The following is a 23,234-nucleotide window of genomic DNA, read 5'->3' on the forward strand; positions in this document are numbered from 1 at the left end:
TCCGTGGAGCTGCTCTTGGCGGGAGTCATCGTCGCCGCGGTGATCTTCGCCGGGTCCAACGGGTTCCATGATGCGGCGCTGACGATCGGCAACGCCGTCGTCGGACGCGCGCTCAGCCCGAAATGGGCACTCGGGCTCGCGGTCGTCTTCAACTTCATCGGCGCCCTCCTCGGTGAGGGAATCGCCATCGTCGTCGCCAACCAGATCGTCCAGTTCGCCGGTGCCGCCGACGCCATCCTCCTGTGCATCCTCATCGCCTTCGTCTCCGCGACGGCCTGGAGTCTCTTCACCTACTGGCTCGCCCTGCCGGTGTCCTCGACGCACTGCCTCATCGGCGGTCTGCTCGGCGCCGGCATCGTCTTGGGGTTCGCCCTCGACATGCGCGAGGCCTTCGACTCCGTCGTGCTCCCGCTGCTTCTCTCACCGATCCTCGGCTTCCTCCTCGCGTGGGCGCTCACCCTGCTGCTGTCGAAGATCTTCGCCTCGACCCCGTCGAAGCCGCTCTTCCGCAGCGCCCGGATGGTCGACTCGGTGCTCACCTGCTCGCTCTCGCTCGTCCACGGCGTGCAGGACGCACAGAAGACGGCGGCCCTCGTCATGGTCGCCATCGTCGCCGTCCAGACCGCACCGGGGGAGAGGGTCGACGTCATCGACATCTCGTGGCCGGTGCGCATCATCATCGCGCTCGCGCTGGCGCTCGGCACGGGACTGAGCGGCTGGCGGGTCGTGCGCACGCTCTCGGTGCGGATGGCGAAGCTCGATCCGGTCAAGTCCGTCGCCGCCGACGGTGCCGCCGCCGTGCTCATGTACATTGCAGCCCTCATCATGCGGGTGCCGGTGTCGCTCACCTTCGTGCTCGGCTCGGCGATCCTCGGCACGCAGTACGCGGGTCGGAAAGGGCATCCGCGCGCCCGCTACTTCGTCCCGATGTTCGGGGTGTGGCTGCTGACGATCCCCGCCGCGGCGCTGCTCGCGATCGTCATCGGGCTCATCGTCAGGGTCTCCGTCGGCACGTGACCGGGCGGCGGCGTGCGGCTGACGGACGGCGGCGTGCGGCTGACGCCGCAGCGAATCCCCGTACCCAGCGGCGTGCCCGCAATGAGCGCGGTGCCCTGACGCCCGCAACGAGCGGCCTACCCGCGATCAGCGGCGTGCCCGCAACGAGCGGCGTGCCCTGACGCTCGCAACCCGCGGTGTGCCCGCAACGAGCGGCGTGTCCGCAACGAGCGGCTGACGGAGCTCCGTCAGCCGCACTGTTGGGGATGGACTGCCGGAGCCCCGCTCGCCTCGTCAGCTGAGACGCAGCGGCTGAGACTCAGGAGCTGAGACGCAGCCACTTCGACTCAGGAGCTGAGGCGGTCAGGCCGGCATGGGGAAGTCGAGGGGAAGTCGTACCGACAGCGCCACTGCCGATCCACCCGTCGACAGCGACACTGCCGGAATCAGTGGGGTGTCGCGGTCCTCCGCCCGAGGACGAACACGGAGACGGCCACCGTCGCCCCGACGACGGCTGCGGCACCGAGAACGCCGCCGACGAGCTCGACGAGGATCCGAGTCGGGCGGTTGAGTCCAGGAGCCGCGGTCATGGTGTTCCCTCCGGTGGCGGTGCGATGGTGTCAGGGGTTCGGAGCCCCCGCCGATCCGGATGGGCCGACTTGGGAGGAAAACCTGTCGGACGCCGACTTGGATGCCTCGTTGGACGCACTCGATCGTCGTCTGGGCGTCCCGAGAGATGCCGTGCCGGACGCCTAGAGGCGACGTCAGATCCGACGTCAGGTCCGACGTCCGGGCCTCTCCGAGGTGGATCCCGTTCGATTCTGCGCGCGAAATCGAGCGGGATCCACCTCGGGAACGTCGCTGCGTCGTCAGCCCGCCTCTGCCTCGGCGCCGCCCGCGGACCTCACCCCACCCCGGCGACGCCGGCGCCGAGACCGCCACTTGTCGCCGAGACCGACGGTTCTGGCTGGCAGTCTCAGTGACAAGTGGCGGTCTCAGTGACAAGTGGCGGTCTCGGCGGAGGGGAGCGGCTCAGTCCACTGTCGAGGAAGCCGCCCGGGTCCCACGGCCGCAGGGCAGATGCGAAGAGCCGGACCGGGCACAATGCCCGATCCGGCTCTCTCACTCAGCGGTGCGTCAGCGACGCCACCGCCACTGACGAGTGCGTCACCGACACCGCCACTGACGAGTGCGTCACCGACACCGCCACCGACGAGTGCGTCACCGACACCGCCACCGACGAATGCGTCACCGACACCGCCACCGACGAATGCGTCACCGACGCCACCGCCAGCGGTGTGGGATCATCCGAAGCGACCGGAGATGTAGTTCTCGGTCTCCTCCTTGTCCGGGTTGGAGAAGATCGTCGAGGTCTCGTTGAACTCGATGAGCTTGCCCGGCTTGCCGGTGCCGGCGATGTTGAAGAACGCCGTCTTGTCCGACACGCGAGCGGCCTGCTGCATGTTGTGGGTGACGATGACGACCGTGTACTTGTCCTTGAGGTCGTTGATGAGGTCCTCGATCGCCAGCGTCGAGATCGGGTCGAGGGCCGAGCAGGGCTCGTCCATGAGGAGAACCTCGGGCTCGACGGCGATCGCGCGGGCGATGCACAAACGCTGCTGCTGTCCGCCGGAGAGTCCCGAACCGGGCAGGTTGAGACGGTCCTTGACCTCGTTCCACAGGTTCGCGCCCTTGAGCGCGCGCTCGGTGAGGTCGTCGGCGTCGGTCTTCGACATGCGCTTGTTGTTCAGGCGCACCCCGGCGAGCACGTTCTCCTTGATGCTCATCGTCGGGAACGGGTTGGCCCGCTGGAAGACCATGCCGACTTCACGGCGGACGTTGACCGGGTCGACGCCGGCGCCGTAGATGTTGTTGCCGTCCATGAGGACCTCGCCCTTGACGCTGGCGCCGGGGATGACCTCGTGCATGCGGTTGAGCGTGCGCAGCACGGTCGACTTGCCGCAGCCGGAGGGGCCGATGAACGCGGTCACCGACCGCGGCTTGATGTGCATGGAGACATCGTCGACGGCCTGGAAGTCGCCGTAGTAGATGTCGAGATCCTTGATGTCGATCTGCTTGGACATGTGGTGTCACCTCTCTGGAGACGTGTGAAGCGTGAAGCGTGTGGTGCGGGGATCCGCGCCGAGGCGGTCGGCGCCTGGCATCGCCCGCCGGGGCTGCGTGTCGGTCAGTTCATCGGCCGGCCTTGGGGGCGAGGACCTTGGCGATGAAGCGGGCCAGCAGGTTGAGGAGCATGACGAGGATGACGAGGACGAGGGCCGCGGCCCATGCGCGCTCGGAGCTCGCCAGCGCCGCATCACCCGGAGACACCGGCCGCAGCTGCGAATCGTAGATGTAGGTCGGCAGCGTCGACATCCAGCCGGAGAAGAGGTTCCAGTTGAGCGTCTTCGCGAATCCGGCGGTGACCATGATCGGGGCGGTCTCGCCGATGACGCGGGCGATCGCGATCGTCACACCGGAGAGGATGCCGGAGACCGAGGTCGGGAGGACGACCTTGACGATCGTCTTCCACTTCGGCACACCGAGGGCGTACGACGCCTCACGGAGGTCCATCGGCACCAGGCGGAGGATCTCCTCGGTGTTGCGCACGACGATCGGGATCATCAGAACCGACAGCGCCACCGAGGCGGTGAAGCCCGTCTTCGCGCTGCCTGTCGCATCCGGCATGACGAATCCGAGGATCGTCGAGAAGAGCGCGAAGGCGAAGAGACCGGCGACGATCGACGGGATGCCCGTCATGACGTCGACGAGGAAGGTGATGGCCTTGCCGAGGCGGTTCTTGCCCGCGTACTCGACGAGGTAGATCGCGGTGAGCACGCCGATCGGGATGGAGATCACGCAGGCGGCGAACGTGATGAGCACGGTGCCGACGATCGCGTGGTAGAAGCCGCCGGCCAGGGAGGCCTCACCGGCGACGTACTGCTGGTCGAGCACGCCCTTCATGCCGAGCATCGTGCGGGTGAGCAGATCGAAGTTGATCGCCGCTCCGCCCTTCGACACGGTCAGCCACAGCAGCGACACGAGGGGCACGCACGCGAGGACGAAGGTCGAGGTGACGATCGTCGTGGCGACGCGGTCGACGGCTTTGCGCCGGCCTTCGTAGGCGCCGGAGATGATGAGCACTGCGGCGAGGTTGATGACGCCGGCGATGATCGCGGCGATGGCGACGGAGAAGCCGCCGGTCGCCACGACGGTGATGCCGATGCCGACGATGATCGAGGCCACCGCGATGATCCAGGGGGTCGCCTTGGGCAGCTGCTTCGAGGTCAGCGTACGGGTCTTGGTTGTCGCATTGTCCGAGGTCGTCAACATCATCAACTGCCCTTCACGGAAGTCTTGGCAACGATTGCGCGAGCCGCCATGTTCACCAGCAGGGTGATGACGAAGAGGACGAGGCCGATCGAGATGAGCTCGGACAGGCGCAGTCCTGCGGCCTCAGGGAAGTTCTGCGCGATCTCCGAGGCGATGGTCTGGTTGCCGCTGACGAGCAGCGACGCGGTGAGCAGGCCGGGGGAGAGGATCATCGCCACGGCCATGGTCTCGCCGAGGGCGCGGCCGAGTCCGAGCATCGTCGCCGAGGCGATGCCCGACTTGCCGAACGGCAGCACGGCCATGCGGATCATCTCCCAGCGGGTCGCGCCGAGCGCGAGGGCCGCCTCCTCCTGCAGGCGCGGGGTCTGGAGGAAGATCTCCCGGGTCAGGGAGGTGATGATCGGCAGGATCATGATCGAGAGGACGAGCGAGGCGGTGAGCAGCGTGCGTCCCGTGCTCGAGATCGCCCCGTCGGCGTCGGGGGCGAAGATCGGAATCCACCCGAACCACGTCGCCAGCCACTGGTAGAAGCCGGTGAGGTTCCCGGCGAGCGTCAGCCCCCAGAGGCCGTAGACGACCGAGGGGATGGCGGCGAGCAGGTCGATGACGTAGCCGAGGGCCGGGGCGAGCCGACGCGGGGCCATGTGCGTCGTGAAGAGCGCGATGCCGAGCGCGAACGGGGTCGCGACGACCAGAGCGATGGCCGAGGACACGAGCGTGCCGATGACGAGCGGCCACACGTAGGCGAAGAAGCCGTTGCCGCCGGTGATCGCGCTCGGATCGGTGAGCTGGGCCTCGATCGTCTCACTCGACTGGGCGAGGAGGAAGAGGGCGACGCCGGCCAGGGTGAGAAGGATGAGGATGCCGGCGGCGAGCGTCGCGCCGGAGAAGATGCGGTCGCCGGGCCGGACAACGGCCTTGGGCGCCTTGGCCGGGGCTGCCTGGGCGCTCGGCTGAGGAGCGCCGGCCGGGTCTGCCTCAGTGGTCTGTGTGCTGGTCGGCACAGCTGCTCCTCGTGTCGCAGGTGGGGATCCGCAGCGGATCGTGGGCACCGAAGAGCGGCGTAGCGGGAGCTACGCCGCTCTTCGACTGTACAGAATGGCAGGTCAAAGCGTCAGTTTCAGCCGGAGACCTGGATGGTGTCGAGGACGGTGTTGATCTGGTCGCGGAGGTCGCTCGAGAGCGGAGCCGAACCGGCCGACTCGGCAGCCGAGGCCTGTCCCTCTTCCGAGACGACGTACTTCTCCCACGCCTTGACCATGTCGACGGTGTTCTGGTCCGAGTAGGACGAGCACACGATGTGGTAGGAGACGAGGACGATCGGGTAGGCGCCCGACTCGGTGGTGTCGCGAGCGAGGTCGAAGGCGAGGTCGCCTTCGCCGCGGCCGGCGACCTTCTCCGAGGCGTCGAGGACCTTCGAGGCGGCTTCCGGGGAGAGCTCGACGAATTCCTCGCCGACCTTGACCTTCGCCGAGGTGAGCGAACCGACGGCCGAGGCGTCGGCGTAGCCGATCGCACCGTTGGTGTCGGTCACGGTCTGGACGACGCCGTCGGTGCCCTGGGCGGCTTCGCCGCCGTACGCGCCGGGCCAGTTGCCGTCGGGATCCTGATCCCAGACGTCACCGGCGGTCGCCTTGAGGTACTCGGTGAAGTTCTCCGTCGTGCCCGAGTCGTCGGCGCGGTGCACAGCGGTGATGTTGAGGTCGGGCAGGTTCGCATCCGGGTTGTCGGCGGCGATGGCCGGATCGTTCCAGTTCGTGATGTCGCCCTTGAAGATGCCGGCGATCGTGGCGGGCGAGAGGTTGAGCGAGTCGACGCCCTCGACGTTGAACGCCACGGCGATCGGGGAGATGTAGACGGGGAACTCGAAGGCTCCGTCGGGTCCGCAGACTTCCTGCGCCTGGGCGGCCTCTTCGTCGTCGAGGTAGGCGTCGGAACCGGCGAACTGAGCGTTGCCGGCGAGGAACTGCTCACGGCCGGCACCCGAGCCGTCGGGCGAGTAGTTGACCGTGACACCGGAGTTCTGGGAGGTGAAGTCGGCGGTCCACGCGTCCATCGCCGCCTTCTGCGAGGAGGCGCCGATGCCGGTGAGGGTGCCCTGCAGGTCGCTTTCGCCGCCGCCGCTGGCGGATTCGCCGGTGGCAGAGGTTCCGCCACACGCCGAGAGGGTGAGAGCGCCGACTGCGAGGAATGCAGCGGAGGGGGCAAGATGCTTCAGCTTCACGAGTTGCCTTTCTGATTGAGCACACGTTTTCGAGCGATCCCGAACGTTCACCGACAACGCTAAGGATGATGTGTAAAGCGAGGGGAGTGGCTCAGTGAATGGAAGGTGAATGGGAGCTGAAGCATTGGAGCCGTGCTGAGTGCTCCATCACATGAGGGCGGGGATTCGTGAAAGACTCGTTGCCGAGTCCGCTGTGCCCACGCAGTGAGCGTGCCGTTGCCGGTGCTGTTGCGGTCGCAGTGCCCGCGAGTGCACCCGGCATACCGTTCACGCGTCGATGGGCCGGAAGCGCTCGACGTCGACGATGCGCGGCACCGTGCCGGGCCGGACGTAGGCGACGAGGATCTCCCCGGGTTTGAGGTAGGGGTCGTCGGTCGGCAGGGTCTGGGCGATGCGCTTGGGGGAGTGCCGGGCGAAGACCTCGAGGATCGTCGGCAGCACGGGTCGATGCGTGCAGAACGCCGTCGGTCGGCCCTTCTCGAGCAGCTTCTCGATGTAGCGCGCCGTCTTCTCCGGGTTCGCCGCGGTCGCCTTCTCGCTCAGTGTCGCGACCTTCTTGATCGACTTGCCGGTGGCCGCGGAGAACGGGGCGAGGGTCGCCACACACCGCTTCCACGGACTCGAGACGAGCTTCTTGACCTCCCACGCCGAGAGCAGGCCGGTCAGCGCCATCGCCTGCCTGGTGCCGAGGGCGAGCAGGGGGCGGACGTGCTCGGTCTCATACCACTTCGCTCGCGGGAACGCCTTGCCGTGGCGGACGAGGATGAGCGGCCACGCCCGCAGCGCATCCGTCTCGTCGTACTTCTCGAGGGCGTCGAGCTGATCGCGGTCGGCATACGAGGTCAGCTTCGTGCGCGCCTGCGCGATCGGCAGCCACACGGCCTCATCGACCTCCCGGCGGTTGAGCGGCGCGAACGTCGCCTCCCCCTTGACCTGAGCCGACCAGTAGAAGACCTTCTTGAGGTTGCGCCCGCCGACCATGTATTCGGCCGTCGGCAGCGGGACCCCGAGCTGGATCTCGAAGCCCGTCTCCTCCCTGACCTCGCGGATCGCGGCCTCCGGCAGCGTCTCCCCGGGTTCGACCTTGCCCTTGGGCCACGACCAGTCGTTGTAGCGGGGCCGGTGGATGAGGGCGACCTCGATGCCCTCGGCGCCGTTGCGCCAGCACACCGCGCCGGCGGCGAGGATGTCGGCGGTGACCCGCGATGATGCCTGCGCGGAATCGACCGTCGAAGGGCTCACGCGTCCTCTCCGATCAGACGGCGCTTGCGGTGTCGGCGGATGAGCTCCGTCTGGTAGTCGGTGAGCTCCGCACCGTCGGGAGCCTGCGTCGACCGCGTCCACACGCCGTCCCCGGCGAGTTCGAACGCCGAGGTGGTCGGGGCGAACGCGAGGTCGAAGAGTTCGATGATCTCCGCCTTGTGATTCGGGGCGACGAGTTCGATGAGCGTCTCGACGCGCCGGTCGAGGTTGCGGTGCATCATGTCCGCCGAGCCGATGTAGACGATCGGGTCGCCGCCGTTGCCGAAGACGAACGCCCGCGAATGCTCGAGGAACCGGCCGAGAACGGAGCGGACGGTGATGTTCTCACTCAGTCCCGGGATACCCGGGCGCAGAGCGCAGATCCCGCGGACGAAGACCTCGACCTTCACCCCGGCCCGCGAGGCCCGGTAGAGGGCGTCGATGATCGCCTCGTCGACGATCGAGTTCACCTTGATCCGCACACAGCCCTCACCGCCGGACTCCGCGATCCCGATCTCGGATTCGATGAGCTCGATGAGGCCGGCCCGGACGCGCGTGGGGGCGACGAGGAGACGGGAGTACTCGGCCCGCGGGGCGTAGCCGGAGAGCTGGTTGAACAGCTTCGTGAGGTCGTCGGCGACAGCCTTGTCCTTCGTCAGCAGGCCGAAGTCCTCGTAGAGGCGCGCGGTCTTCGGATGGTAGTTGCCGGTCCCGACGTGGCAGTAGCGGGCCAGCCCCTCGGCCTCCTGCCGGACGACGAGGGAGAGCTTCGCGTGGGTCTTGAGCCCGACGATGCCGTAGACGACGTGGACGCCGGCGCGTTCGAGCTTGCGGGCCCACGTGATGTTGGCCTCCTCGTCGAACCGGGCCTTGATCTCGACGACGGCGAGGACCTGGATGCCCGACTGGGCGGCGTCGACGAGGGCGTCGATGATCGGCGAGTCCCCGGAGGTGCGGTAGAGCGTCTGCTTGATCGCGAGCACGTTCTTGTCTGCCGCCGCCTGCTCGAGGAACGCCTGGACGCTCGTGGAGAACGAGTCGTAGGGGTGGTGTAGGAGGATGTCCCGGCTCGACACGGCGGCGAACACGTCGACCTGGTCGCTCGATTCGCGCAGCGAGAGGTCCTTGTTCATCTGCGGGACCATCTTCGGGAAGTGGAGGTCGTCGCGCGGGACATCGGCGATGTCGGCCATCCCGGAGAGGTCGAGCGGGGTGGGCAGCTGGTAGATCTCGGACTCGTCGATGCCGAGTTCGTCCTTGAGCATCTCCCGCACCCGGGGGTGGATGTCCTCGGTGATCTCGACGCGCACCGCCGGACCGAAGCGACGGCGCAGCAGCTCCTTCTCGAGGGCCTTGAGGAGGTTCTCCGCGTCGTCCTCCTCGACCTCGAGGTCCTCGTTGCGAGTGACGCGGAACGTCGAGTGGTGGATGACCTCCATGCCCTCGAACAGGGCGTCGAGGTGGGCGGCGATGATGTCCTCGAGCGCGACGAAGCGGGCGGGGACGTCGCGTCCGGCGGGTCGGTCGGTCGCCTCGGCGACATTGAAGAACCGGGGCAGACGCGGGGGCACCTTGACCCGGGCGAAGAGCTCCTTGCCGGAGTCCGGGTAGCGCAGCAGCACGCCGAGGTTGAGCGAGAGCCCGGAGATGTAGGGGAACGGGTGCGCGGGATCGACGGCGAGCGGGGTGAGGACGGGGTAGACGTGCCCGGCGAAGAACTCGTCGACGCGGGCGCGCTCGGACTCGGTGAGCTCGTCCATCGAGACCTTCGTGATCGCCTCGGCGTCGAGGAGCGGGCCGATCTCGTTCTTCAGCAGCTCCGCGTGCCGGGTCATGAGCTCATGCGCCCGGATGTTGATCGCGTGCATGACCTGCTGGGGCATGCGTCCGGTGACCGTGGGCACGGCGAGGCCGGTGTTGATGCGGCGCTTGAGCCCGGCGACGCGGACCATGAAGAACTCGTCGAGGTTCGTCGCGAAGATCGAGAGGAAGCGCACGCGTTCGAGCAGCGGCACCTCGGGGTCGGAGGCGAGGTCGAGGACGCGTTCGTTGAAGGCGAGCCAGCTCAGCTCCCGGTCGAGGAAGCGGTCTTCGGGGGAGGGCAGGTCGAGGTCCTGCCCGGCGGCGATGACGTCATACATCCAACTGCTCCTGGGTGCTCTGAGCCGGTGTGGCCGGCGCATACGACACATGCGCCACCGCGACGTGGAATCCCAGCCGCTCGTACAAGCCTAGCGCCGGGGCGTTGTCCGATTCGACGTAGAGCTCGATCGCGGTCGCCCCGGCTGCGACCATCCGCCGCATGCCCTCGACCGTGAGCGCCCGGCCGACCCCCTTGGCATGGACGCCGGGGTCGACTCCGACGACGAAGACCTCGCCGAGGCGGTCGCCCGAGTCCGTGTCCGTGAGCTTCGTCTCATGGAAGCCGATGACGGTGTCGGTGCCGTCGACGCTGCGGGAGGCGATGACCACGGTTGCGGGATCGAAGCCGGCGGCGCCGACGATGGTCTCGATGTCGTCGAGCGTCTGGTGGCCCTGCTCGGGGTGCCAGTCGAAGGCGGCGTTGTTGACCCGCAGCCACCCGGCTTCATCGCCCGGGGCGAACGAGCGGATCGTCACGCCGTCGGGCGGTGCGGCCGTCGGAAGGTCGTCGAGCGTGAGGTCGGGGTCGGTGCGCATCTGATAGAGCACCCGGTCGCGGCTGAGGCCGTGCCGGGCGGCGAGATGCCGGGCGGCCGGGTCGTCGCCGTGCGACCAGCACCAGGCGCTCGGCTCCTCGGCGAAGATCGCGGTGAGCAGGGCCTCACCGTAGCCGCGCCCGCGGTGGTCGGGGTCGATGAGGAACTCCGCGGCGTGCCTCTCCCCCTGCCGGGCCCGGATGCCGAAGCCGATGAGCGGGGCGGCTGGGTCGCCGTCGGCGGTCGACGCTGGGTCGCCGTCGGCGGCGGCCGGGTCGGCGTAGACGCGCCACACGCTCGAGGCGGTCTGGGCATCGTGGGCGGTGTCCTCACCGGTGGCGATCGCGAGCAGACCGCCGGAGATCTCCGCCGCCCCGTCGTGGGCGGTGACGCGATCGAGGAAGGCCAGCTCCGCCTCGGCGACGGTGTCGATCGGGGTGCCGGTGACGGCTCCGCTCGCGACGATTCTCATGCACTCATCTCCGTGTCTCTGGTCGGGGTCTCTGCGGCTGCGGGTTCGGCGTCCTCGGTCTCGTCCTCCTCGGCGCCGGCGTCGGGGCTGAAGCGGTAGCCGACGTTGCGGACGGTGTGGATCGCGTTCTCGAGGTCCTTGCCGAGCTTCGCCCGCAGCCGGCGAACGTGGACGTCGACGGTGCGGGTGCCCCCGTAGTAGTCGTCGCCCCAAACGCCGAGGAGGATCTCGTCGCGGGTGAATACGCGCTCGGGGTGCATCGCGAAGAACTTGAGCAGGGAGAACTCCCGGTAGGTGAGGTCGAGCGCGCGGCCGCCGAGGTCGGCGGTGAACGAAGTCTCGTCGATGCGCAGCGCGCCGCTGACGACGACCATCGGCTCACCGTTCTCGTTCCAGCCGCTCGCCGCCCCCGACCCGTTCGCCCCGGGACCGCCGGTGCCGAGCTCGGCCCCCGCGCGGATCGCGCCCGGCAAGCCCGCGGTGCCGGTGCGGTCACGGGCCAGCCGCAGCCGGGCCTCCACCTCGGCGGGGCCGGCCGTGGAGAGGAGGATGTCGGTGACGGCCCACCGCGCCGATGCCGTGGCCAGCCCGCCTTCGCTGAGGACGACGATGATCGGCAGGCGCAGGCCCGCGGTTTCGAGCGCTGCGGCGATCCGTGGGGCGAGGGAGAGGTCGAGGCACGCGTCGACGAGGGCGACCTCGGCGTCGGTCGTCGTCGCAGCCAGCATGTCGAGGCCGATGCGCTCGACGTGATGGCCGAGGTATTCGAGGGACTGCGGAACGAGTGGCGTCGCCGGGTCGAGGGCGGGGCAGATGTGCAGGATCCTCATGCTCTGCCTGCCCCCTGTGGTCTTCCGTGTTCGGCTTGAGGGAGAGTATATCGAGCGTGCTCAGCCGGGTGCGAGGCGTCCCGTCATTCGGCGGTCGGCGGCATTATTCGCGGTGGGTGCCGACGGCGGACAGACGGCGGCCGAGCGGTGCGGGAATCGTCGCACGCCGGGCCGATAGGGCACGATAGATGAGTGATCAGATGGATACGAGTAGCAGTCGCGCTTGCCCTCGCCGTCGCCCTGAGCGGGTCGGTGTACTGGGGCTACACGCTCTTCCTGCTCGCGACGGGGCTCATCGTCCTCGGCGTCTCCTACGGCTGGCCGCGGCTGACGGACTCCCCGCAGCCGCGTGCGACCTCGATCATGCTCGCGCTCTTCGGCTTCGCGGGCCTCTTCGCCGCATGGCGTGACGACTCCGCCCCCTACCTCGACTGGCTGCCGGTGCTCGCCGGCCTCGGACTGCTGTGGACCTTCGTCCAGAACCTCACCCGCGGCATGGGCGCCTCGGACGCCGTGGCGAACGTGTCCGCGCAGGTCGCCGGCGTCGTCATCGTCCTCTCCGCGAGCACATGGGTGGCGGCGGCGACGGTGCCCGGCGACAAGCAGGTCATCGTCGTCGGCCTCGCCGCCCTCATCATCGCCGAATGCATGACCGCGCTGCCGTGGCCGGCGATCTACACCTCGCCGCTCGCGGTGGCGATGGCGACGGCGAGCGCGGGGATCGTGTCCGTGCTCGTCCTCGATTCGACGATCGGGCTGCCGATCGCCCTCGTCCTCGGCGCCGTCATGGGCCTCCTCGTCGCCGGTGTCGACCGGATGCTCGGACTCATCGCGTACGCGAGGTACCAGGCGACGAACCTCGAGCTCGCGCAGAACCTCGCGGCCAAGCGCAACGTCGAGAAGGCCCGCAGCTTCGCCGTCCAGCTCGCCCTCGGCGCCACCCCCATCGCCCTCGGCGGTGTCGTCGTCTACGCCCTCGAGCGCATCGCCCTCTAGTGCCGCCTCCACCGACAGCCGTGCGGGGGAGAGCGGTTGGCTGAGGTCAGGGACGGGACTGTAGACTCGACGGCATGGAAGAAAACCTCGTGCTTCTCGAAATCGTCTTCTCCGGACTCGTCGGCGTTGCCGCCCTCGGCGCCCTCGGCGTCGCGTACAAGGTCGTCAAGTCCCTCATCGTCGTGAATCGCTGAAACCCATGATCGAGATCGACGCCTCCGTCAACCCGGAACTCGTTCCCCTCTCGTGGCTCATCGGCTCGTGGGAAGGCGTCGGCGTCGTCGGATACGCCGACACCCCTGAGAAGCAGTTCGGCCAGCGCATCGACTTCGTCGCGCACCCGGGAACCCCGTACCTCCAGTACACCGCGCATGCGTGGCTGCTCACCGAGGAGGGCGAGCTCGACGCGACGCTGACCCTGGAGACCGGCATCTGGCAGCTCGTGCGGCCCCGCGACAACGGCGACGTCGGACCGGGCATGCTCGTGCCCACCGAGGAGCCCAGCTTCACCTCGGCGGCGGCCGTCGAGACCCTGCGGACGAACGACGACGCCTTCGAGATCGAAGCCGAGATCGTCCACCCGCACGGTGTCATGGAGCTCTACGCCGGCTACGTCAAGGGCCCGCGCATCGACCTCTCCACCGACGTCGTCGCCCGGACGAAGACCGCGAAGGAGTACACCGCCTCGACGCGGATGTACGGACTCGTCGGCGGCGAACTCATGTGGGCGTGGGACATGGCCGCCCTCGGCCACGAACTCGCCACCCACTCCTCGGCGAGGCTGAAGAAGCTCAGCTGAGATGACCGGGAACCCGACTCCGGACCCAGACACCGCGACACCCCCGCGCCCTTCCTCGCTGCCGCGCGGACTGAGCTCGTCCGCGGTCCTCGGCACAGGTGACCTGGCGCAGACCCCGATGCACTACGGTGAGCCGCTGCGCGAGCAGCGGGCGCTCGCCGAACGCGGCGCGATCGTCGACCTCGCCCACGTCCGCGTCCTCCGCCTCACCGGCGCCGACCGGCTCACCTGGCTCAACTCGATCACCACGCAGAAGCTCGACACCCTGGCCCCGGGGATCGCGACCGAGACCCTCGTCCTCGACCCCAACGGGCGCATCGAGGGCTGGCTCAAGCTCATCGACGACGGCGAAGCGCTGTGGGCGCTCAGCGATCTGCGCACCGATGAGACCCTCGACTTCCTCCGCCGCATGGTCTTCATGATGCGGGTGACGATTGAGGACGTCAGCGCCGACTTCCAGGCGATCGGCGCGATCCGCGCCCTGCCCGAGGCCCTGCCCGTGACGCAGGTCTGGGCCGATCCGTGGCCGCACATCGGCACCGGATCCGCCTCCTACGCCGAGGTGGACCTCGGACTTGATGTCGCCGGCAGTGAGCACCCTGGCCTCGAGACCCCCTTCGTCATCGGCATCGTTGCCCGCGCGGAGCTCGCGACCACCTCGGCGAGCGAGTTCCGGATGGCCGGTTTCGACTCCTGGGAGGCCCTGCGCGTGGCCGCGTGGCGGCCGGGACGCAGCGAGATCGACCACAAGTCGCTCGTCGGCGAGCTCGACCTGCTCCGCACCTCCGTCCACCTCGCGAAGGGCTGCTACCGCGGTCAGGAGGCGGTGGCCCGGGTCCACAACCTCGGACAGCCGCCTCGGCGCCTCGTCTTCGTCCACCTCGACGGGTCGGGGCACATCCATCCCGACCCCGGCGCCGAGGTGATGAGCACCGTGCGCGGCAATGAGCGTCCCGTCGGGGAGCTCACCTCGGTGGCCCAGCACTACGAGCTCGGGCCGATCGGCCTCGCCGTCGTCAAGCGCACCGTCGCCGCCGACGCCCCGCTCACCGTCGACCTCGGCGAGGGCGGGATCGTCACCGGGGCGCAGGAGATCATCGTCGCCCCCGAACGCGGACACGAACGCAGCCTGCCGGGGCGGAACAAGGATGTCGACATGCGGAATCAGCACCGCTGAGCCGGCGGATCGCGTGAGGGCGCGAATAAGCGCGCCCGACGACCGCCTCGGTGCGGGGATCAACCGTGCTCAGAGGACGTGCCGGTGACCTGGGAATGACGCCGGTCGCGGCAGGGGCGTGACGACGGATTCCGCACCTGAGCGGGGCCCTGATTGCGGGTTCTGCTCACCTGCCGGACTCGGAATGACAAGAACCGTCGCCACACTCTATTGTTCCCGGTATGACAGCTTTGGAAATTGGCGGCGAAGCTCTGCCGCAGGAACGCAAGATCGTCACCGAGATCCCGGGACCGAAGTCCCGTGAGATCGAGGCCCGGCGATCGACCGCCGTCGCGACCGGCGTCGGATCGAGCCTTCCGGCCTACGTGGTCGCCGCAGGCGGAGGAATCCTCAAGGACGTCGACGGCAATCAGCTCATCGACCTGGGATCCGGCATCGCCGTGACCACTGCGGGCAACGCGAACCCCCGCGTCGTCAAGGCCGCGACCGAACAGCTCGAGGCGTTCACGCACACGTGCTTCATGGTCAACCCCTACGAGAGCTACGTTGAGGTCGCCGAGGCGCTCAACCGGCTCACCCCCGGTGACCACGAGAAGCGCACCGTGCTCCTCAACTCCGGCGCCGAGGCGGTCGAGAACGCCGTGAAGATCGCCCGCGCGCACACGAACCGTGACGCGGTCGTCGTCTTCGACCACGCGTACCACGGTCGCACCAACCTCACGATGGCGATGACCGCGAAGGCTCATCCCTACAAGGCCGGGTTCGGCCCGTTCGCCGGTGAAGTCTACCGCGCGCCCATGTCATACCCCTTCCGCGACAACGATGCCGCCGGCACGAAGGTCAGCGGCGAAGAGGCGGCCAAGCGCGTGATGACGATGATCGACAAGCAGATCGGCGCGGAGAACGTCGCAGCGATCGTCATCGAGCCCATCCAGGGTGAGGGCGGCTTCATCGTCCCGGCCGAGGGCTTCCTCCCCACCCTCGTCGAGTACGCCCGGGAGAACGGCATCGTCTTCGTCGCCGACGAGGTCCAGGCCGGCTTCGCCCGCACCGGCAAGATGTTCGCCAGCGAGTGGGAGGAGATCGTCCCCGATCTCATCACCACCGCGAAGGGCATCGCCGGCGGTCTGCCGCTCTCGGCGGTCACCGGTCGCGCAGAGATCATGGACTCGGTCGGCCCCGGCCGCCTCGGCGGCACCTACGGTGGCAACCCCACCGCGTGTGCGGCTGCCCTCGGCGCGATCGAGGCGTATGAGAACGACGGTCTCCTCGAGCGGGCGACCGAGATCGGCGAGCTCATCACCGACCGCCTCGTCAAGCTCCAGGACAAGTACCCGGAGATCGGCGACATCCGCGGCCGCGGGGCGATGGTGGCCGCCGAATTCGTGGGTCGCGACTCGATCGACCCGAACCCGGAACTCGTCAAGGACCTCGCGGCCTATGCGGCGAAGAACGGCGTCCTCGTCCTCACGACGGGCACGTTCGGCAACGTCCTGCGGTTCCTGCCGCCGCTGACGATCTCCGACGAGCTGCTGAACGATGCGTTCGACGTCCTCGAGGCCGGCCTCGCCGAGATCCTCGGCTGACACCCGTTCGGCGGCTGCGGCGGTGACGGCGGCGGCGGTGTACGTCGCGTCGCCGCTGTCCGGCACGGCGCTGCTCGGGGCGGCGGCGGTGAACGTCGTTTCGGCCGCTGTCCGACGCAGCGCTGTCCGCAGCTGAATGACTGCCCCTGTCACGACCCTGCTCACCCGGACTCCCCGTGGAGGCCTCACCGGCCCGCCATGGGGAGACCACACCGGTGTGAGCAGGGTCGTGTGCGCTCTTCCTGCGAATTCGCCGCAAATGTAGGACACTTATAGTCATGGGTGCGACGACAGACGAGCGGCCGGAGGGGCGCTGGGGGCGCGTGTGGGGATTCCTGCGCGGTCCGCGCTTCGTCGATCTGCCGATTCGCGCCCTCGCCCTCATCATGGGCCTGACGATCCTCGTGCCCGGATCGTTCGAGACCGACGAACCGCTCTACGCGGGCCTGCTCATCGTCGCGTACGCGCTGCTCATCATCGCCCCGTTCGTGCCGCGGACCGTGGCGCTCATCGCGACGGCTGCCGGCATCGGCTACCTGTGGCTCTACCCCGACCTCGAGAACATGTTCCCCGAGGCGCTCATCCTCTCCGCAGGCGTGCTGCTCAGCTATTTCCGCTGGTGGTCGTTCGCGGCGGCGACGGTCGGCCTGCTGGCCTACATCGGGGTCGCGACGCAGCTCGGCGCCTACGACGAGGGGCTGCCGGGACTCATCGACCTCGGATACGGATGGCTGATGACCTCGGTGCTCGGCCTTGCCGCCGGGGTCATCGAACTGCGCTTCCGCCGCGAGATCACCCGCCGCGAGAGGGCGGCGCGCGAGCACGCACGCACCGTCGAGGCGCTGCGCACGCGCTTCACCTCCGACACCCACGACACGATCTCCCATTCCCTGTCCACCGAGGCGGCGATCATCAAATCCCTCGGCCGGGCTCCGCAGGCTCCGGGCACCGATCGGATGATCGCCGAGCTCGCGATGGTCAACGCGGAAGCCTCGAAGCGCCTGCGCCAGCTCATCGGGCGGCTGCAGACCGATGCCCCCGACACCTCGCAGATCGAACTGCAGGCCGAGGCCTACCTCCTCACCTCGGCGATCAGGGACGGCAGCGCCGCCGGCGGGGTGCGGCTCGCGACGACCGTCGGCGACCTGCCCGCCCACGCCTCCCGCGAGGTCGGCGAGCATTTCACGGCCTTCATCCTCGAACTCGCGACGAACGTCATCCGCTATTCGACGCCCGGCACGGAGTCCCGCCTCGACGTCGCCGCGCTGCGCAGTGCGACCGACCGCGTCGACCTCCACTACCGCACCGTCAACCGCGCCGAGGCGGAGCTGACCGTCGTGCCGCGCTCGCTGCAGGTGCGTGCGCAGGCCCTCGGCGGGGACTGCACGGTGGCGACGGCTCCGGATGGTCGGGTCGTCGTCGAGGTGGCCCATCCGCTGCAGCTGAGCGGTGACGACGCCGAGGCGGTCGCCGGTGAGCGTGGTGCCGGAGAGCGTGGTGCCGCCGAATGCGTGAGGGACGATTTCGCTGAGGTCTCGCGCGCCGATGGTGCTGGTCAGCGCGGTGGTTCCGGGCAGCGCGCCGGTTCCGCAGGCGGCGATTCTGCCGGTCGCAGCGGGCTGGTGGACGGTGGCGCCTCAGCCGACGGCCGTGCACTCCCCAGCCGAAATGAGTCCGGCATCCGTTCGTCAGGACACTCGGTGGCCGGCGCGCTCTCGATATCGGGCGCCGCCGGCAGCGACGAGCTGCGCCTGCGCTCCGAGCCCTCGCATGAGCAGCGGCAGCACAGCGGGAGTCGTCGCGCATGAGCGGACTGGACCGTCGCGCATGAGCGGGACCGGCCCGGAGGCGGGGGAGACGGCACCGCGCGTCCCCGCAGACCCCGGCCCCGCCTCGGTGCTCATCGTCGATGACGACCGGTGGACGACGCGGGCGATCGCGGCGGCGCTCACCGACGACGGGACGCTCACGGTGCTCGAGCCCCGGCATTCGGGGGAGGACGCGGTCGAGGCGTTCATCCGGTTCCGTCCCGACCTCGTGCTCATGGACGTCAACATGCCGCCGGGGATGAGCGGGGTCGACGCAACCGCGCAGATCATCGAGGCAGACCCGGGCGCGCGGATCGTCCTCCTCACAACGGTCTCCCCGGGACCGGGGATCGCGCGCGCCCTCGAGGCCGGTGCCCTGGCCGCGGTGAATAAGACGGCTTCGGACGCGGAGCTCGTCGGCGTCGTCAAGGCCGCGCTCGGCGGGGATTCGCCGGCGCTGCTGCGCTCGCTCGCCGCGGACATCGTGCTCAGCGGCGATCCGCTGCCCGAAGCCCCTGAAGCGGCACCCGTCCTCACCGACAAGGAGCTCATCCTCCTCCGGCAGCTGTGCGAGGGGATGGACTACAACGAGATCGCCGAGGCGCAGTTCGTCTCACTCCACACCGTGAAGTCGCATGCGCGGAATCTGCGGATCAAGCTCGGCGCGAAGAACCTCGCCCAGGTCGTCGTCCGCGCGATCCAGTTCAAGTTCTACTCGCCGGAGTGAGGCGTTCTCCTCGCCCGAGTGAGGCGGGGCACCGGACTGAGGCGGGGCACTCAAGGTCACCCTGCGATTTCATCCTTTTAGGCGATGACAGGCTTGCCCGAGCCAGGCACAGTGGGTGAGGCCGCTCAGAAGTGCGGTCAGCGCAGCCGCTGCTCGTGCGGTGGAAGGAGCAATCTGTGGAATTGTCGTTGCCGGCGGACCTGCTGGGAATCCTCTTGATCCTCGTCGCGGTGGTGTCCGCGGTTCTCATCATCGCGCTCATGATCGTCGGCCTGCGGGTGCTCATCCGACTCGATCGCCGCCTCGGTCGGCAGCTGCCGCACGATGCAGGGACGGTGAGCGACACGGTTCCTGAGCCTGATGACCGGCCTCTCACCGGAGGCGGTCATCGCGCGTAGGCGACTCGTCCGCGGCATCGCCATCGCGGTCGGCAGCGGTCTCGCCGCACTCATCGTCGCAGCCTTCGTCTGCGGGCGGGTGATCTCCTCCTTCACGGTTCAGGACGTCGTCTTCGACAACGTGCCCTCGAAGGTCCACTGCGACGAGGTGCCGAGCCGCCAGGTCGCCGAACGGGCGGCTGCGGAGTTCCCGGCCATCGACGATGCCGACGTCCTCGTGGTCGATCGGTGCGGCGGCGCGATCATCGAAGTCCAGTATGGCGACACGACGACGCGCGAGCGGATCGAGGACGTCCTCGATGAGACCGGGCACTGGGATCGCGAGTCAGGCTGGTGGTGGGAGTCCGTGCCCGTGCAGCTGCGCAATGTCTGAGACAACGCTTGAGGCAACGTCTGACCGAGGCAACGTCTGAGTCCACGCCTGAGGCTGGGGCGCGTGCCGTCGTGTCCGGAGCGGATGCCATGATGGTCTCGGAAGCCCGGCACCGTCCTCGGTGCCGGTTCCGGACGACGACGTGACCGTGAAGGACCCCATGGACAGCCCACATCGCGAAACCGCCACGCTGACCGAGCGCCGCACCCGTGCCATCGCGGCGATCGCAGCGAACTCGTCGACCGAGCCGCCTGCCGTCCCCGACGTCCCGGCGCTCACCGACGACAGTCCCGTGCTCGGCCTCATTGACCTCGACGAGGTGGCCGCCGCGTTCGCGCAGCTGACCGCGGCGTTCGAGCCCGCCGCGACGACGGTACCCGCCGCGACGTCCGGCACCACGGTCCTCCACGCCGTCGCCTGCAAAGCCGTGCCCCTGCTGCCGCTGCTCCGGTTCTTCGCCGAGGCGGGAGCCGGCTGCGAAGTCGCGAGCCCCGGCGAACTCGAACTCGCCCTGTCCGCCGGGTTCCCGCCCGAGACGATCGTCTTCGACTCACCCGCGAAGACGATGAGCGAGCTGCGCCGTGCGCTCGCGCTCGGCATCTCCGTCAACGCCGACAGCTGGGAGGAGCTCGCCCGACTCGACGAGCTCGTCGACGATCGCACCACCTCGGTGATCGGGGTGAGGATCAACCCGCAGTCCGGGGTCGGTGCGATCGGCGCGATGAGCACGGCGACGCAGACGTCGAAGTTCGGCATCGGGATCGCCGACCCGGGCGCCCGCGACGCCCTCGTCGAGGCCTACCTCGCACGCCCGTGGCTGACCCAGGTCCACGTCCATTCGGGGTCGCAGGGCATCACCCTCGACCAGGCGGCAGCGGGGATCGCCGCGGCCGTCGACATCGCCCGCGACGTCAACACGAGGGCGGGTGCTCGCCAGGTCACCCGCATCGACATCGGCGGCGGGCTGCCGGTCAACTTCACGAGCGACGAGGTGACCCCGACCTTCGCCGCCTACCGTGAGGTCCTCGACACCGTCGTCCCCGGCCTCGCCGAGTTCGACCTCGTCACCGAGTTCGGCCGCTCCCTGCTCGCGAAGGCCGGCACGATCCTCACACGCGTCGAAACCGCGAAGACGACGGGTGGGCGGCGCATCGCTATGACCCACGCGGGCGTGCAGGTCGCCACCCGCACCGCCTACGCTCCTGCGGACTGGCCGCTGCGGGTCCTCCCGTTCGACGCCGACGGTGCCCCCAAGCGCGCCGAGGCGGTCCCCACCGACGTCGCCGGACCGGCCTGCTTCGCCGGTGACCTGCTGGCCGAGAACCGCGACCTTCCGCGCCTCGACGTCGGCGATCTCGTCGCCGTGCCCGACACCGGCGCGTACTACTTCTCGAACCCGTTCTCCTACAACCTCCTGCCGCGGGTGCCCGTGTACGGCTATCGCATGGTGGCGGCAGGCGGAGTCTCCGGTTCCGCGGAGTCGGAGAACCGCCTCGGCGCCGGGGTCGAGTTCGCCCTCATCCGGCGCGGGCAGACGATCGCGGAGATCCTCGCCGAGGCGGGTGAGCCGGCGATCTCGCCGCTCTGATCCGGTCGCTCGACGCCGGTCGTCCAGCCCTACGGTGCAGTAGGAAAGGGGCGCGGCACGGCGCGCAATTGCGCCCCACAGCCCGCATCGCGTCCTAGGATGAAATGTGAGCAGGGTCTCACCTGCGCCGATGGTTCGATGACGACCGGAAGGACGATGATGTTCACCCACAGCACGCTGCGCAGGGGGCTCGGCAGAACGGTCGCGGGACTCGCCGCGATCGCGCTCGCCGCCGGGCTGGCCACTGCGCCCGTCCAGGCCCAGACGACAGAACCCCAACCGACCGACGGCGGCTCCGCGGATGCGACGACGCTGCGCATCGCCACCGACGGCTTCATCGACTCGTTCAACCCATTCACCTCCTTCTACCTCCTGCCGACGAACACGTTCCGCTACATGTACGAGAACCTCGTTGCCAATGACGCGAAGGACGGCTCGATCACCGAGGGACTGGCCACCGAATGGTCGACCGACGATGCAGGCAAGGTGTGGACGTACAGCATCCGCCCGGACATGAAATGGTCGGACGGTGAACCGCTGACGGCCAACGACGTCGCGTGGACCTACACCCAGATGATGGAGAACGAGGATCTCGCGGTCGCCAACGGCAGCCTCGTCGAGAACTTCGAGAAGGTCGAAGCGCCCGACGACGGCACCGTCGTCATCACGCTGAAGAATCCGCAGGCGAACAACCCCGGCCAGGAGATCCCCGTCGTCCCCGAGCACATCTGGTCGAAGATCGACAACCCGGGCGAGTTCAAGAACGATGCGAACACCGTCGGATCGGGACCCTTCCAGCTCGAGAGCTACGAGGCGAACAAGTCCGTCACGCTCAAGGCCAACCCGAACTTCTGGCGCGGCAAGCCCGAACTCGACGGCATCCAGTACCGGTACTACACGAACTCCGACGCCCAGGTGCAGGCCGTCCGGTCGGGTGAGGTCGACATGATCACGCTGCTCTCCCCGGAGCAGTTCACTGCCCTCGAAGGCGCCGACGGTGTCGAACTCAACGACGGCCGCGGCCGTCGCTTCAACAGCATCTCCATCAACTCCGGCCTCGCCGACGCTGAGGGCAAGGAGTTCGGCACCGGCAACGAGGCACTCAAGGACGTCAAGGTCCGACAGGCGATCCGCGCCGGCATCGACACCGAGACGCTGCGCAAGCAGGTCATGCAGGACTACGCCCAGCCCGCGACGAGCTTCATCCCCTCGGTGTACTCGACCTGGGCTCTGCCCGCCGATGACCCCGTGATCACAGGATTCGACGTCGAGAAGGCGAAATCCCTGCTCGACGAAGCCGGGTGGACGCCCGGTGCCGACGGGATCCGGGAGAAGGACGGGAAGAAGCTCGAACTCCGGTTCCTCACCGACGCCGCCGAGCCGATCGAGCAGAACACCGCGAAGTTCCTCGAACCGTGGATGAAGGACATCGGCATCCAGCTGAAGAACGAATCGAGCGACTCCGACACCGTCTCCGAGCTGACGACCAAGGGGGACTACGACATGTACTTCTCCGGCTGGTCGATCAACCCCGATCCGGACTACCAGCTGAGCATCAACACGTGCGGCAACCGCCCCGACGCCGAAGGCAACGGCGGCACCACCCAGGACGGCTACTGCAATCCCGAATTCGACAAGCTCTACCAGGCGCAGCACGTCGAACTCGACCAGGGCAAGCGCGCCGACCTCGTCCGGCAGGCCCTCGAGATCAACTACGAGGACACTCCCTCGATCGTGCTCTGGTACCCCAACCAGCTCGAGGCCTACCGTGCGGACAGGTTCACCGGCTTCACGAAGCAGCCGAGCGACGGCGGTGCGATCGCCAACCAGGTCGGCTACTGGGGCTACACCTCGGTCGAACCCGCGAGCGAAGCCGCCAGTGCCTCCGAGGGAGGCGGGCTGAGCGCGGGCGCCTGGGTCGGCATCGCGATCGCCGTCATCGTCGGCGGCGGCGGAGTCCTCTGGTTCGCCACCCGCCGGCGCAGGAGCGCCGACGACCGCGAGTAG

General features: G+C 68.7%; 20 protein-coding genes. 11 read left to right on the top strand and 9 right to left on the bottom strand.

Annotation, left to right across the window (positions count from 1 at the left end; genetic code table 11):
* The first annotated feature begins 3 nt into the window (after positions 1-3).
* Complete coding sequence (locus FJ887_RS02300) at positions 4-1,017, top strand: inorganic phosphate transporter (RefSeq protein WP_137825729.1); 1,014 nt, start codon at positions 4-6, stop codon at positions 1,015-1,017.
* A 425-nt stretch (positions 1,018-1,442) separates the two neighbouring features.
* Here the strand turns inward: FJ887_RS02300 and FJ887_RS02305 are convergent, their stop codons facing one another.
* The 9 genes from FJ887_RS02305 to FJ887_RS02345 all read right to left on the bottom strand — a co-directional run bounded on the left by FJ887_RS02305 (position 1,443) and on the right by FJ887_RS02345 (position 11,775).
* Positions 1,443-1,586 carry a hypothetical protein gene (locus tag FJ887_RS02305; protein ID WP_171007052.1) on the bottom strand — a complete coding sequence of 48 codons (144 nt, stop codon included), beginning with the start codon at positions 1,584-1,586 and terminating at the stop codon, positions 1,443-1,445.
* Between the two features lie 714 nt (positions 1,587-2,300).
* On the bottom strand, positions 2,301-3,080 hold the full coding sequence (pstB, locus tag FJ887_RS02310) for a phosphate ABC transporter ATP-binding protein PstB (RefSeq protein ID WP_137825728.1): 780 nt from the start codon (positions 3,078-3,080) through the stop codon (positions 2,301-2,303).
* Between the two features lie 109 nt (positions 3,081-3,189).
* Positions 3,190-4,329, bottom strand: coding sequence for a phosphate ABC transporter permease PstA (gene pstA / locus FJ887_RS02315; RefSeq protein ID WP_502799906.1), 1,140 nt, complete (start codon positions 4,327-4,329; stop codon positions 3,190-3,192).
* Positions 4,330-4,331: 2 nt separating this feature from the next.
* Entirely contained in the window at positions 4,332-5,222 is an 891-nt protein-coding gene (pstC, locus tag FJ887_RS02320; protein ID WP_137825749.1) for a phosphate ABC transporter permease subunit PstC, read from the bottom strand.
* Positions 5,223-5,449: 227 nt separating this feature from the next.
* The gene (pstS, locus tag FJ887_RS02325; protein WP_137825726.1) at positions 5,450-6,553 is read right to left on the bottom strand and encodes a phosphate ABC transporter substrate-binding protein PstS; all 1,104 of its coding nucleotides are present in this window, start codon (positions 6,551-6,553) and stop codon (positions 5,450-5,452) included.
* Between the two features lie 267 nt (positions 6,554-6,820).
* Positions 6,821-7,795, bottom strand: coding sequence for an NUDIX hydrolase (locus tag FJ887_RS02330; RefSeq protein ID WP_137825725.1), 975 nt, complete (start codon positions 7,793-7,795; stop codon positions 6,821-6,823).
* Positions 7,792-9,936: an RNA degradosome polyphosphate kinase gene (locus FJ887_RS02335; protein ID WP_137825724.1), complete on the bottom strand. Its 2,145-nt coding sequence runs from the start codon at positions 9,934-9,936 to the stop codon at positions 7,792-7,794. Before FJ887_RS02335 ends, FJ887_RS02330 begins: the two co-directional genes overlap by 4 nt.
* The gene (gene mshD, locus FJ887_RS02340) at positions 9,929-10,945 is read right to left on the bottom strand and encodes a mycothiol synthase (RefSeq protein WP_140954823.1); all 1,017 of its coding nucleotides are present in this window, start codon (positions 10,943-10,945) and stop codon (positions 9,929-9,931) included. Before mshD ends, FJ887_RS02335 begins: the two co-directional genes overlap by 8 nt.
* Positions 10,942-11,775: a winged helix-turn-helix domain-containing protein gene (locus FJ887_RS02345; RefSeq protein WP_137825722.1), complete on the bottom strand. Its 834-nt coding sequence runs from the start codon at positions 11,773-11,775 to the stop codon at positions 10,942-10,944. Before FJ887_RS02345 ends, mshD begins: the two co-directional genes overlap by 4 nt.
* Before the next feature lie 192 nt (positions 11,776-11,967).
* Between FJ887_RS02345 and FJ887_RS02350 the strand changes: the two genes are divergently transcribed.
* The 10 genes from FJ887_RS02350 to FJ887_RS02395 all read left to right on the top strand — a co-directional run bounded on the left by FJ887_RS02350 (position 11,968) and on the right by FJ887_RS02395 (position 23,234).
* On the top strand, positions 11,968-12,771 hold the full coding sequence (locus FJ887_RS02350) for an ammonia permease (protein ID WP_232623703.1): 804 nt from the start codon (positions 11,968-11,970) through the stop codon (positions 12,769-12,771).
* Positions 12,772-12,970: 199 nt separating this feature from the next.
* On the top strand, positions 12,971-13,570 hold the full coding sequence (locus FJ887_RS02355; RefSeq protein ID WP_137825721.1) for a heme-binding beta-barrel domain-containing protein: 600 nt from the start codon (positions 12,971-12,973) through the stop codon (positions 13,568-13,570).
* 1 nt (position 13,571) lies between these two features.
* Positions 13,572-14,747: a CAF17-like 4Fe-4S cluster assembly/insertion protein YgfZ gene (gene ygfZ, locus FJ887_RS02360; protein ID WP_137825720.1), complete on the top strand. Its 1,176-nt coding sequence runs from the start codon at positions 13,572-13,574 to the stop codon at positions 14,745-14,747.
* A gap of 221 nt (positions 14,748-14,968) precedes the next feature.
* Positions 14,969-16,333: a 4-aminobutyrate--2-oxoglutarate transaminase gene (gene gabT, locus FJ887_RS02365; protein ID WP_137825719.1), complete on the top strand. Its 1,365-nt coding sequence runs from the start codon at positions 14,969-14,971 to the stop codon at positions 16,331-16,333.
* 278 nt (positions 16,334-16,611) lie between these two features.
* A complete protein-coding gene (locus tag FJ887_RS02370; protein WP_137825718.1) occupies positions 16,612-18,141 on the top strand; it encodes a sensor histidine kinase in 1,530 nt (509 codons plus the stop codon).
* A gap of 19 nt (positions 18,142-18,160) precedes the next feature.
* The gene (locus tag FJ887_RS02375) at positions 18,161-18,868 is read left to right on the top strand and encodes a response regulator transcription factor (RefSeq protein WP_137825717.1); all 708 of its coding nucleotides are present in this window, start codon (positions 18,161-18,163) and stop codon (positions 18,866-18,868) included.
* 176 nt (positions 18,869-19,044) lie between these two features.
* Positions 19,045-19,266: a hypothetical protein gene (locus FJ887_RS02380; protein ID WP_137825716.1), complete on the top strand. Its 222-nt coding sequence runs from the start codon at positions 19,045-19,047 to the stop codon at positions 19,264-19,266.
* A complete protein-coding gene (locus FJ887_RS02385) occupies positions 19,229-19,639 on the top strand; it encodes a hypothetical protein (RefSeq protein ID WP_137825715.1) in 411 nt (136 codons plus the stop codon). The genes FJ887_RS02380 and FJ887_RS02385 overlap by 38 nt, the downstream gene beginning before the upstream one ends.
* Before the next feature lie 160 nt (positions 19,640-19,799).
* A complete protein-coding gene (locus FJ887_RS02390) occupies positions 19,800-21,227 on the top strand; it encodes a type III PLP-dependent enzyme domain-containing protein (RefSeq protein ID WP_137825714.1) in 1,428 nt (475 codons plus the stop codon).
* A gap of 159 nt (positions 21,228-21,386) precedes the next feature.
* Positions 21,387-23,234 (top strand): ABC transporter substrate-binding protein, encoded by a 1,848-nt coding sequence (locus FJ887_RS02395; protein ID WP_137825713.1) that lies wholly within the window; start codon positions 21,387-21,389, stop codon positions 23,232-23,234.

Source organism: Brevibacterium sp. XM4083 (assembly GCF_006489205.2).
GTDB lineage: Bacteria > Actinomycetota > Actinomycetes > Actinomycetales > Brevibacteriaceae > Brevibacterium.

Excerpts from the sequence above, each read along its gene's own strand:
- FJ887_RS02305 (WP_171007052.1), bottom strand. The coding sequence starts at position 1,586 with ATGACCGCGGCTCCTGGACTCAACCGCCCGACTCGGATCCTCGTCGAG.
- pstB (WP_137825728.1), bottom strand. The coding sequence starts at position 3,080 with ATGTCCAAGCAGATCGACATCAAGGATCTCGACATCTACTACGGCGAC.
- pstA (WP_502799906.1), bottom strand. The coding sequence starts at position 4,329 with ATGTTGACGACCTCGGACAATGCGACAACCAAGACCCGTACGCTGACC.
- FJ887_RS02335 (WP_137825724.1), bottom strand. The coding sequence starts at position 9,936 with ATGTATGACGTCATCGCCGCCGGGCAGGACCTCGACCTGCCCTCCCCC.
- mshD (WP_140954823.1), bottom strand. The coding sequence starts at position 10,945 with ATGAGAATCGTCGCGAGCGGAGCCGTCACCGGCACCCCGATCGACACC.
- FJ887_RS02345 (WP_137825722.1), bottom strand. The coding sequence starts at position 11,775 with ATGAGGATCCTGCACATCTGCCCCGCCCTCGACCCGGCGACGCCACTC.
- FJ887_RS02355 (WP_137825721.1), top strand. The coding sequence starts at position 12,971 with ATGATCGAGATCGACGCCTCCGTCAACCCGGAACTCGTTCCCCTCTCG.
- ygfZ (WP_137825720.1), top strand. The coding sequence starts at position 13,572 with ATGACCGGGAACCCGACTCCGGACCCAGACACCGCGACACCCCCGCGC.
- gabT (WP_137825719.1), top strand. The coding sequence starts at position 14,969 with ATGACAGCTTTGGAAATTGGCGGCGAAGCTCTGCCGCAGGAACGCAAG.
- FJ887_RS02370 (WP_137825718.1), top strand. The coding sequence starts at position 16,612 with ATGGGTGCGACGACAGACGAGCGGCCGGAGGGGCGCTGGGGGCGCGTG.
- FJ887_RS02375 (WP_137825717.1), top strand. The coding sequence starts at position 18,161 with ATGAGCGGGACCGGCCCGGAGGCGGGGGAGACGGCACCGCGCGTCCCC.
- FJ887_RS02385 (WP_137825715.1), top strand. The coding sequence starts at position 19,229 with ATGACCGGCCTCTCACCGGAGGCGGTCATCGCGCGTAGGCGACTCGTC.
- FJ887_RS02390 (WP_137825714.1), top strand. The coding sequence starts at position 19,800 with ATGGACAGCCCACATCGCGAAACCGCCACGCTGACCGAGCGCCGCACC.
- FJ887_RS02395 (WP_137825713.1), top strand. The coding sequence starts at position 21,387 with ATGTTCACCCACAGCACGCTGCGCAGGGGGCTCGGCAGAACGGTCGCG.